This window comes from Acidovorax sp. 1608163, from assembly GCF_003669015.1.
In the GTDB taxonomy this organism is placed as follows: Bacteria; Pseudomonadota; Gammaproteobacteria; order Burkholderiales; family Burkholderiaceae_C; genus Acidovorax.
Genome location: NZ_CP033069.1, coordinates 3,801,107 through 3,812,837 on the forward strand (window position 1 = coordinate 3,801,107; position 11,731 = coordinate 3,812,837).

Sequence of the window (11,731 nt, forward strand, 5' to 3'; positions counted from 1 at the left end):
CACGGCGGGCAGACACTGGCGTCACGGCCTGCCTGTGCAACGCCTGGGCAGCGTGTTCTGGCTTCACGCGGGAGCGTGGCACACCGCTTCGATGTTGTGCCCGTCCGGGTCCAGCACGAAAGCGCCGTAGTAATGGGGGTGGTAATGCGCCCGGATACCGGGCGCACCGTTGTCCCGACCGCCGGCCGCCAGGGCGGCCGCGTAAAACTGGTCCACCTGCAACCGGCTGTCCACACGGAATGCCACATGGACGCGGGTGGGTGGCACCGCGCTGCCGGTGATCCAAAAATCCGGCTTGGGCGGAACACCAAAACCCGCGTGGTCTGTGGTACCCGTCTGGGCCGCAGAAACCTCCATCACCAGCGCATAGCCGAGGGGCGCCAACGCTTGCTGATAGAACGCGCGGCTTTTGGCAAAGTCCGTGGCGGTGATGCCGATGTGATCGATCATGGCGATACGGTCTCCGTAGTGGCCTGTTCAAGCCGCTGCAAACTGCTGGACATGGGCGCACGGGCTATCACTTCGCGGCCCCCACCTTCACCCGTGCATTCGGGTATTCGCCAAACATCTCGGGCGCATACATGGCCTCCACCCGGCTGGGGGGCAGGGCAAAGTCGCCCACGTTGTTTAGGCGCACCGTGTATTCCATGGTGACGGTGCCCTTGGGCAGGTACTGGTAGTAGCTGCGGAAGGACTCAAAGCTGCGCTCTTCAAACGCGGCCCAGCCGCTGCCGCTTTGCTTTTCGCCCTGCGTGGCGATTTCCGAGTCGCGGCCCAGGCCGCTGCCCAGGATGGTGGCGCCGCCCGGGATCGGGTCGGTGATGGCCACCCAGCTCATGTCGGCGCTGGCGTTCACTTCCAGCTTCACGCGCAGCACGTCGCCACGGGTGTACTGGCCTGCGGGCAACGACTTGTTGGCCTGCTCGACGGGGGTCACGGTCTTCTTGATGGAGTAGCCCGCCGCGAACGGCGCCTTCAACTCCACCGCCGCCACCGATTGCAGGGTGAGCCAGGGTTTGCCTGTGCCCTGGTGGGTCACCTCCAGCGCCTCTTTGCCACCGGCCTTGCCCCAGGGCAGGAACATGCTGTTGTTCTTGAGGTTGCCCGGTGCTGCGGGCGCGCCAAACCAGGTGGTCTGGTGGGTGGCGCCGCTGGCGTCGGTGGCCTTGATGCGTTCGACCTTGCTCCAGTCCACGCTGGCGTTGTTGCCGCCCATGCTGGCCTTGGTGGCGCCCGCCACGGGGGTGGCTTCAAACTTGGCGCTGAACTTCTCCAACGCCAGGCCGCCCCACAGGTTGGCGGTGGTGGTGTGCCAGGCACCGGCCTGCTGGCGGCTGATGAAGCCGTTGGCCAGGCGGCCCATGTCGTCCTTCCAGGTGGGGTCGTCCATCACGGCCAGCATCAGGCGTGCAGTGTTCACATCACCGTTTTGCATCAGCCACCACCAGTAGTCGTCCTGCTCGGTGCTGAAGATGAGCTTGGTGCCCTGGAACGACAGGCGCGCACGCAATATTTGCATGGCCTCGGCCAGGCGCTTGTCGCGCTCCGGCACGTCCGCCACGCGCTTCAAAACATTCACCCAATCGATCACCGAGTGCGTGGGCCACTGGTTGGGTGCAATGGTGATGCTGCTGACCATGCGGCCCTGGGCCTTGCCATAGCGCGACAGTGCTTCGATGGCAGCGAGCTTGCGCATGTCCAGGTCTTTGCGTGGGCTCCAGAAGTTGCGCTGGATGCGGCCCTCGATGAAGGCGATCAGGCCACGCTCCATGGGTGCGCGTGCTTCGTCGGGCAGCGCAAAGGCGGGGTCAATGGCTGCGGCCTCGTGCGTGGCGGCCAGCACGTAGGCGGTGAGCGTGTCACTGCCGGTGTTGGCATCGCCGCTGCGTGGCGGGAAGTAGTTGGCCAGGCCGTCGCTGTCCAGGTAGGTGGGCAGCTGCGCCACCACGGTCTGCCACAACTTGCCATCGCGCAGGCCCACGGCCTTGCTGGTCTTTTGCTCCAGGCAGGCAAACGGGTAGGCAGCCCACCAGTCGCGCACACCGGGCAGGCCTTCGGCCAGCTTGGGTTGCAGCGACATCTTCAGCCCACCCCGGCCGGGGATGGAGTCTGCGGGCGGGGCGGCGTCCAGTGCGAACTTGCCATCCACCTGCACCAGCGTGGCCTGCTGCACCGTGAGCGGTACAGCGGGCACGATGCGCTGACGGGCCTTCAAGGCATCGGTGGCGCCCGCCGTGGTGTCGCGCGCCTGGATTTCCCACAGGATGGCTTCGGCGCGGGTCTGCGCCAGCTGCGCGGGCGCAGTCACATCCCAAGCCACCTCGCGGGCTTCACCGGCAGGGATGTCGATGGTCTGGGGCTTGAGCTCCAGCAGCGTGGCGCGCGGTGCCACTTCGACCTTCATGGCCGCCTTGGTGGTGTTGCGCAGCGTGATCTGCGCACGGAAGTTATCGCCCTCGCGCACCAGTGGCGGCAGGCCGCTGATGATCTGCAAATCTTGCGTCGCGCGGATGCTGGTGCTGCCGGTGCCAAACAGGCCCGCAGACGCATCGGCCACCGCCACGATCTTGAAGGTGGTCAGGGCATCGTTGAGCGGCACCGTCACCTTGGCCTGGCCGTTGGCATCGAGCTGCACATTGGGGTTCCACAGCAGCAGCGTGTCGAGCAGCTCGCGCGTGGGCGAGCGGCCACCGCCACCGCCTGCCGGTACAGCCTTTTTGCCGTAGTGGCGTCGGCCAATGATTTCAGACTGCGCGGTCGCAGTCTGCACGCCCCAGCTACGGCGCTGCAGCATGGCTTCCAGCAGGTTCCAGCTGGTGTTGGGCATTAGCTCCAGCAGGGCCTGGTCTACGGCGGCCAGCGCCACCTCAGCATTGGCCGCAGGCTTGCCGCCGGGCAGCGTGGCGGTGATGGTGATTTGCGCCTTGCCGCGCACGGGGTAGCTCTCCTTGTCAGCCGTCACCTTCACATCGATCTGGTGGGCCTGGGTGCCCACGCGGATCTCGGCCAAGCCCAGGCGGAAAGCGGGCTTGGACAAATCGACCAGGGCCGTGGGGGCCTGGTATTCCTTGCCTTCGTACCAGAAGGCACTCCACCACTCGGTGGGCGCCTTGAAGCCCCAGGTAAAGAAGCTGTACCAAGGCACTTCACGCAGGCGCCCGCGCAGTGCCAGCACGCTCACATACACGTTGGGCCCCCAGTCCGACTGCACCTTCAGGCTCACGGTGGGGTCTTGCCCATTGAGCTGCACCACATGGGTTTCGATCACGCCCTCGCGCTCCACCGCCACCAAGGCAGTGGCAAAGCGAAACGGCATGCGCACCTGGAACTTGGCGGTTTCGCCCACCTGGTAGCTCTTCTTTTCGGGCAGCAGGTCAATGCGGTCATGGTCCTCGCCACCAAACCACAACTCGCCCTGGCGGGTGACCCACACGGACGAAGCGGCTTCGCTGGTGTTGCCATCGCGGTCGGTGGCGGTCACCACCAGTTCCACCTCACCCGCCTCGTCCAGCTTGGCTTCGCACAGCAGCAAGCCCCGGCTGTCGCTCTTGCCCGTGCACACCGTGCCCAGGTCTTTGGTCGATGTCTGGTTGTCGTAGCTGTAGAAGCCGCCCACCATGCGCTTGCGCGTGGTGGTGGTGATGCGCGCCACGGCCTGCACCTGCAGCGCCGTGCCCGGCGCAGCCTGGCCGTTGTGCTGCAGGGCCAGGGCCTGGAAGCGGATCTTCTGGCTGGCCGATGCCCAGCCCTCGGTCTTGACCCCAGCCACCACGCCCGCAGGCCACAGGGTGTGGGTGCTGCGCAGGGTTTGCACTTCGCCATTGGGGTCGGCGTAGGTGGCCTCCAGCAGCAGGTCTTGCGGGCGGCGGGCCTGGGGCAGGTTGTCGATGCTCACCTTGCCCGTGCCGTTCTTGTCCAGCGTCAGCGGCAGCTTGTCGGCCACCACGCGGGCGTCCTGGCTGGCGGCGGCTTCCTCGTCATCACCGGCCCCGGCAGATGCCCCCGCAGCGCCCTTTTGGCGAGGAGGGTTGAAGCTGAACATGTCGTAGTCGGGGTACTGCAGCGCCTTGTCACGCACCAGGGCCGACACGCGCACCGGCAGGTTGGCCGCGCCACCACCGGCCACGTAGTTGATCTGCACATCGGTAGGCACCGCACGGGCCCGCACCAGCGGCTTGCTGTCGGACGGCGCGATCCGCCCTTCCAGCACGGGCAGGCGGAACTCTTCCACCCGGAACTGGCCGGTGGCGATGGTGCCCCGGTCGCTATCGTTGTCACGCAGCTCAATGGTGTACTGGCCCAGCTTGGCCGCAGGCGGAATGGCGAAACTGTTCAGGGCGCTCAAGCCGCCCGTGGGCGTGCGGCGCCACTGCACGGCTTGCTCAAACTGCTGGCCACTGCCCACATGGGTGATGAGCAAGGTGCCAGGGCCGGACTTGGGAGTCTCCAGGCCCTTGCGCGACTCGTGGCGGTAGAAGTGCTTCATCGACACCATCTCACCCGCACGGAACAGGGCGCGGTCGAGCAGGGTGTGGGCGCGCTGGTCGGGCTGGGCCTGGCTGCTGGTGGGCACATTGAAGCGCCAGGGCTCAATGCCCTTTTGCCAGTCGCTCCAGGTGAAGGCCATGTCTTCCACGCCGCCCTCGGTGTGGCGGGCGCTCACGAAATAGGCCGACGAGCCCTGGGCGTAGTCTTCATTGGTGTTGCACGAGGGCGGCACGGGCGACAAGCCTTCGATGGTCGCCACGCCCTGCTCGTTGGTGATGGCCTGGGCCAGCTCGCGCCCGTTGCAGTCCGACACCCGCACCTTGGCACCCTGCATGGGCTTGCCTTTGTCCAGCGACGTGACCCAGACCACGGCGTTTTCACGCCCCAGTTTGAAGTGCACCCCCAGGTTGGTGACCAAGGCAGAGGTACGCACGTACATGGTGCGGCCATCGCCATGGCGCTCGTCCAGCAGCGAGGCGCCCAGCTTTTGCGAAGCAATCTCCACCACATGGAAGCCCGGCGGCAGCGGAATGCCCACCACCTCGAACGGGCGCAGCTCTTTGCCGGTGACCTGCGGCAGATCCAGCGTCTTGACGCCGCCCTGCCCCGCCAGCAGCGAGAGCATGCGCGTTTGCACGTAGTCGCGGTCGTCGTCCACCACCTTGGGCAGGGGGCCCTTCACATCCCGCGCGGCCACGCGGCGCTGGACGTTGTAGCTGTCGTAGCGGGCCACCTTGCGGAACCAGGCAATGATGTCTACATCGGTGGACGGCTTGAGCGTGCTCACCTTGCCAGTGGGCGCCACCATGCCGCCCGGCTGCAGGCCTTGCACTTTCAGGCCCGCCTCCACGTTGCGCAGGGTCACGGGCAGCAAGGCCGGGCCATCGGCCCCTTCGGCAAAGCGCTCGACCACGCCAAAGGACGCGGCCGCAAACTTGGCCAGCGGCGGCATGCCCGCCGTAGCCACCTTCAGCGGAAAGCTGGCGGCATTGCGCAGCGGCCGGCCTGCGGCGTCCTTGAAGTCCTTGGGCAACTCCACGGTGAACGAGGTCTGCTCGGGCAGGGGCGCATCGAACTGAATGCCATTGACCAAGGCGTCGGCATCCTTGTCACCACCATCTTCGCGCCCATACGCAACAGCCTTGAGCGTTTCCTTGGCGGACTTGAGGCGAATCGCCATCGCCAACTTGCGCGGCACCGGGGCGTTGAAGGACAACACCATGGGCCGCAGCGGCAGGCAGGCAGCCTGGGCGTTTTCACGCTCGCAATTGAACTCGGCCGAGAACGGCTCGCGCACCTTGTAGGTGAAGCGCTTTTCCACAGTATTGGCCACGCCGCTGGGCGTGGCCACGCCCTTGCCAAACACCAGTTGCAGTTGCGATCCCGAGGTGAGCCGCCGGTTGCACGCCAGTGCTGGAAACTGCAGCGGGTCTTTGGCCGCCCGCTTGTCCAGCCCCAGCGATTTGAGAATGTCGCTGCGCTGCGCGCCTTCGATCATGCGCACGGGCACGCGCTCGCCCACCCCGTCCAGCGCGCACCACACGTTGGCCTGCACGCTCTCGGTGGTGGCGGGGCCATTGAGCTGCAGCACGAAGAACTGCTCTTCGTCGATCTGCTCGTAGGTGTTGGGACGCACGCTTTGCACGAACGGCCCGCCGCTATTGAATTGATAGCTTTTAGCGCCCGTCAATGCGGCACCAGAGGCTGGTTTGAAGTCAGGCTTGACAGTGGCCGTGCAGCGCATGCCGGGGGGCAGGTCGGCCTCAAAGTCAAACACCCACTCGCGCTCGCTGGTCCAGCGGCCCGTGCCCTTGGAGGCTGCGGCGTCGTTGCAACTGATGGCCAGGGGCGCTGGCGCCTTGGGGTCGCCAAAATTCACCGCCGCCGCGTCGAACTTGGCCACCGCCTGGCGCACCCGCGCCACCTCGCCCTGCGGGCTGAAGCTGACGATCTGCAGCGCCTGCGCCTGGGCGGCCCACAACAACCCGCCCAGCAGCAGTGCGCTGACCGGGGCTTTCCTCCAAAGTGTCTTCATTTGTGCTTTTTGCTCTTGCCTGCAAGGGCCCTGAGCGTAGCCGATACACCCGCTCAGGCGCCACCCTGTGCCGCCTGTCTAGAGTGTGAATGTGTGAGAAAGTGCTGCAGATGCCAGCACATGTGTGCACCCTATACTCCCGCGCAACAATTGGCGCTGCCAGGGCACCACACAGGGCCCGCACAGGCAGCGCACCCCGCGCAGGGAGGCGGGAGCACCACCATGGCCACACGTCCAACGGGCATCGATCCATCTGCCCAGCCCGCCAAACGGCCCGCGCCTTTCTGGCAGCGGCTCAACACCTTCTTCACCTTTCCGCTGCAATCCAAGCCGCTGATGTACAGCCTGCTGCTGGCGTTGTCCAGCATGCTGTTCAAGGTGATTGTCTTTTTGCCCGACGCGCTGGGCATCCTGATCCTGGAGATCGGCATCCTGCTGGCCGCTTCGCGCTACGGCTTCAAAGTCACGGCGCTGGGCTCGCGCGGCATCTACAAGGCCGAGGACTACCCCTCCGAGCTGGACCCGGACTGGAAGAACCTGCCCTGGAAGCTGTTCGCCATCCTGATGGTGCAAGGCTTCGTCGTGGGCTGGCTGCAGCGCCTGAGCCCCACCCTGGGCACCCTGGCCTGGCTGGCCGTGTGCTTCTTGCTGCCTGCCACGCAAATCGTGCTGGTGCAAACCTGCAGCTTTACGGAAACCCTGAACCCCGCCAACGCCTGGAACGCCGTGCGCACCATTGGCTGGCCGTACCTGCTGCTGTGCCTGTTCCTCTTCTTGCTGAGCCAGGGCACCTTCATTGCGCTAGGCATGCTGCTGCCACTCTTCAAGGGCTGGATCCTGCTGCCCATCGTCAACTGGGTGCTCATCTACTTCAGCTGGGTCATGGCCAGCCTGCTGGGCTATGCCATGTACCAAAACCACGAGGCATTTGGCATTGACCTGCTGCCCGGCGCAGGCCTGGACGACGACGAAACCCCGGTGGACCGCCGCACCCCCCGCCAGATTGAGCAAGACGCCATCGACGCCCAGGTGGCCGAGTTGGTCACCGCAGGCAATGTGACCGCCGCCGTGGCCATGGCCTACGAAGAGCAGCGCACCCGGGGCGAAGAGGTGCCCGCGCAGCGCCGTTACCACCGCGTGCTGGCGCTGGCCGAAGGCAAAACCGCCACGCTGCTGGACCACGCGCAGCGCTACATCCCGCTGCTGCTGCGCTCGGGCCAGAGCAGCGACGCCATCAAAGCCTTCCAGACCTGCCGCAGCAAGGATGCCGATTTTGTATTGCAAGACGCCGCCGCCACCCTGAACCTGGCCAAGGCCGCCTGGAATGCGGGCGATGCATCGCTGGCCTTGGCGGTGCTGCAGGGTTTTGACCGCCGCTTCAAGGACCACGACAGCGTGCCCGCCGCCTACGAGCTGGTCGCCCGTGTGCTGCTGCAGGGCTTGAACCGCACCGACATGGCCCTGCGCGTGCTGGCCACGCTGGAGTCCCGCCACCCGGATGCGGAAGCGACACGGGAGACGCGCTGGCTGCTGCGTAACCATTTGCCGCAGGGGGCTGCGGGGGGTTGATAGTGGAATTAGGCGCTAGCAATTATGAAATAAGCGCTAGCAGCTATTGAATTGATAGTGATTGCCTGGACAACGCCCCTGCCCGTTCGGGCTGAGCCCGTCGAAGCTGGGGCTTGTTGGTCGATCTGGCGGTGTGCCTTGGCATGGGGCGGGAGCCGGGGAGTGCGCCCGGCGGCGCAGTAACTTTCTTTCGCTTCGCCGAAAGAAAGTCACCAAAGAAAGGGCGACCCCAAGTCTGCGACCCCTGCGCTGCGCTTCGGGGCAAACCTGCGTCGGGACGGTTGCGGGGTGCGCCGTGGAACTCGCTTTGCGCTGCGCGCGCCGCTCGGACAACCACGGCGAGTCAGTTTACGAAGCACGCGCGCTGCGACGCGCGTGCCACCCCGCAACCGCCCCGCCGCAGGCGCAGCCACAGGGGGTGGATAGCCAAACAGCCGAACATCCCAACAGCCACACGGGTCGTCGCTGCGCTCGACCCGGTCTGCACAGCGCGAGGCGCATGCGCCCGCGAGATGGTGCCGAGCGCAGCGATGGCCCGAGGGGATGTTGGTTGTTCTGCTCCCCAGCCCCTCTGTATGCGCCGAGGAGCACAGCGGCCAGCGGATCAGGGCTCGCGACTGTTTGAGCGCAGTGAAACGAAGCGAGTTTGAGCGAGACCCCGCTGGACGCGAGCACCGCAGGTTGCCCGAAGCGCAGCGCAGGGACGCAGACAGTGGGGTCGCCTTCTTTTGCCTTCTTTTCTTGGCGACGCAAGAAAAGAAGGTGCGCCGCCGGGCGCACATCCCGGCACCCGCCCTTGGCACAAGCAAGCCACCAGATCAGCGAGCAAGCCCAGCCCGAACGGGTGAAAGATGCCGCACGCAGTCACTATCAATTCAATCGCTGCCAGCGCTTATTCCACAAGCGCTAGAGCCAAATTCAATCCCAAACCACCCCTACACCCCACCCAACACCTGCAGCGCCGGACTCCCAGGTGCCAGCTGCTGCAACTGCGGCCCTAACAAAGCCGCCTGCTCCCGCCGCCCCGCATGGCACAGGGCAGACACCAACATGCCCAGCGTCTCGCCCAACTCCGGATGCGTAGGCGCCGTCTTGTGCAAAGCGTTGAACAGCTTTTCCGCATCGCCCCACTGGTGCGCACGGGCAAAGCGGCGGGACAAGCGGGCCATGTCTTCCGGTTGCAAACGGGCACCGGGCTTGGCTTTCTCAAAATAGGTGCGATAGCTTGCGTGCTGAAACTGCAGCGTCTGCTCGTCATGCGCCTGCAGGCGGAAGATGCGCCGCGCAGCGCGGTGAAAGTCCTCGCTGTCGGGCCACAGCGACGCCGTCTTGAACCACGCGCTCAGCACCTTCTGGTCTTGCGGGCGCAGCTTGGCCGCTGCGCGCCACTGGCCCAAGGCCTGCTCAAACTTCATGCCCTGGGCCAGGCGCTGGGCGCTGGCTACGTGGGCGTCAAAGCCATCGTCGGCTGCGGCATCGGCCTCCTCCTGCGTCACCGGCACCTCCAGCGGCTTGCGGCGCACCAGCATGACCAGCGCCATGAGCGAAGCACCCGCCAGCAGGCCGCCCAAGTGGGCCATATAGGCCACACCCTTGCCGCTGAGCCAGTGCTGCAGCAACTCGTTCGCAATCCACGCGGGCAGCAGCAACAACGCAGGGGCCGTGACGTAGTTGAAGTAGAAAAACAGCTGGTAGAAAAACCGCACCCGACGCAAGCGGTACAGCACGGCATACATGCCCATCAGGGCCGACACCGCCCCCGAGGCGCCCAAGCCATAACTGCCCATGCCCGCATAGGCCCAGCCCGCCAGCAGCGAGCCCCCCAGGCCGCCCAGCAGATAGAACGCCAGGTACAGGCCGCGCCCCAACGCCAGCTCGACGGAGAAGCCAAACAGAAACAAAAACACCATGTTGCCGATGAGGTGCCCGTTGCTGCCGTGCAAGAACGTGGCCGTGAGCCAGGTGACCGGGCGCAGCTCAGCATCTTTGGCATAGCTTTGCGCCCACTTGCGGGTGAAGGGAGCGGGCAGTCGGCCTTCGTACTGCGTGCGGGCGGACTTCCAGTCCATGTAGTGCGCGTCCTGCAAGGGCACAAAGCCTGGGCTTTTCAGGCGCTGCTGAAAGCCGTCTTCCTGCTCCATCCAGCGCAACAGCATGCGGTAGTTGCCCGCCTTTTGCAGCGCACGGGCCTCCTTGAGGTGCTTGTCGCGGGTTTCCTCCAGCCAGGCCACAAAGCGGGGCACCTCAATGGCGGGCAAGGGGCTGGACACGTAGTAGGTGGCAGCGCGGTCGCGGGCATTTTCTTCGCTGCGCTGGGGGCCCCAGAACACGATCATGTTGACCAAGATCAGCAGCACGGTCATCCACGGCGGGTTGCGCCAAGTGGGGCGGTGTTCCAGGGGTATGGCGTAAAACATCGGGCGATTTTGCGGGCATTTTGGCGATGTGCGCCCGCAAGGCTACCGCCAGAGGCCCTTGGTGGGTTGCAAAAAAGCCCACAGGGACCAGGATCCCGGTGGGCTTTTGGGCCAAGTCCGCGCGGTCAGCGCGGTGGCGGTGAGATGGCGGTGAGCTAAGCAGCAGTGATGCAAAGGTGGTTATTGCGCTACAAACCCGCTGCTCTTGATGATGCGCGACCAGACCTGGGTGTAGGCGTTCTGGCGCGTGGTCAGCTGCTGGGGCGTCATGTACCCCACCGTAAGGCCCATGGTGGTGAGCTGGCTGTGCACCTCGGGCATGGCCACCACCTTGGCCAGCGCGTTAGAGAAATCGACCACAAACTTCTGCGGCGTGCCTGCGGGGGCGTAAATGCCGTAGTACGGCAGGTCTTCAAAGCCTTTGAGGCCCAGCTCGTCAAACGTAGGCACATCGGGCATGGCGGCCTGGCGCTTGGTGCCCAGCACGGCCACCACATGCACCTTGCCCGCCTTGTGGTTCTCGATGAAGTCCTGCACCGAGGCCACACCCGCGCTGATCTGGTTGCCCAACATGTCAGCCATCATGGGGGCGCTGCCCCGGTAGGGGGCAGAGACCAGGTCGATCTGGTACTTCTCGCCCACCAGCTTGACCAGGAACTCGGGCGTGGAGGCCGGGGCCGGGATGCCCACCGCGCCTTTGCCCTTGCCCTGCGCCTTGACCCAGGCCACATAGTCGTTGAACGACTTGGCCGGGGTGCCACCCGAGACGGCGAACGCGTTCACAAACGTGGCAAAGCCGCCCACTGAGACAAAGTCATGCACCGGGTCGTAGCCGGGGTTTTTGATGACCTGGGGGAGGATGGAGATGGTGTGGTCGTGCGACAGAAACAGCGTGTGGCCGTCGGCGGGCGATGCCTTGAGCGCCTGGGCCGCAATCTGGCCGCCCGCGCCGGGGCGGTTGTCCACCACCACGGGCATGCCCAGCTCGTCCTTGAGCTTTTCAGCCAGCAGGCGGGCGATGGCGTCGGTACCGCCGCCGGGCGGAAAACCCACCAGAATGCGCACCGGCTTGGCCGACTGGGCAGATTGGGCCATCGCAAGCCCCATCGAGAGGGCGGCACCCAGCACCAGAGTGGCGCGGGCAGCACGCAGCAAACCGCTGCGGCGCGAGAGGAAGGATGTCATGCAAAGGCTCCCGAAGTGGTGGTGTTGCTTTGCAAAA

General features: G+C 65.6%; 5 protein-coding genes. 1 reads left to right on the forward strand and 4 read right to left on the reverse strand.

Going from position 1 to position 11,731, the window contains the following annotated elements:
- Positions 1–63: 63 nt before the first annotated feature.
- Complete coding sequence (locus tag EAG14_RS16925; protein WP_099740181.1) at positions 64–450, reverse strand: VOC family protein; 387 nt, start codon at positions 448–450, stop codon at positions 64–66.
- Positions 451–517: 67 nt separating this feature from the next.
- The gene (locus EAG14_RS16930; RefSeq protein WP_121729580.1) at positions 518–6,523 is read right to left on the reverse strand and encodes an alpha-2-macroglobulin; all 6,006 of its coding nucleotides are present in this window, start codon (positions 6,521–6,523) and stop codon (positions 518–520) included.
- A 222-nt stretch (positions 6,524–6,745) separates the two neighbouring features.
- Between EAG14_RS16930 and EAG14_RS16935 the strand changes: the two genes are divergently transcribed.
- A complete protein-coding gene (locus EAG14_RS16935) occupies positions 6,746–8,092 on the forward strand; it encodes a tol-pal system YbgF family protein (protein WP_121730531.1) in 1,347 nt (448 codons plus the stop codon).
- Between the two features lie 935 nt (positions 8,093–9,027).
- Here EAG14_RS16935 and EAG14_RS16940 read toward each other — a convergent pair.
- Both EAG14_RS16940 and EAG14_RS16945 read right to left on the reverse strand, forming a co-directional pair.
- Positions 9,028–10,509 (reverse strand): rhomboid family intramembrane serine protease, encoded by a 1,482-nt coding sequence (locus EAG14_RS16940; RefSeq protein WP_099658107.1) that lies wholly within the window; start codon positions 10,507–10,509, stop codon positions 9,028–9,030.
- Positions 10,510–10,689: 180 nt separating this feature from the next.
- Complete coding sequence (locus tag EAG14_RS16945) at positions 10,690–11,694, reverse strand: Bug family tripartite tricarboxylate transporter substrate binding protein (RefSeq protein ID WP_121729581.1); 1,005 nt, start codon at positions 11,692–11,694, stop codon at positions 10,690–10,692.
- Positions 11,695–11,731 lie beyond the last annotated feature (37 nt).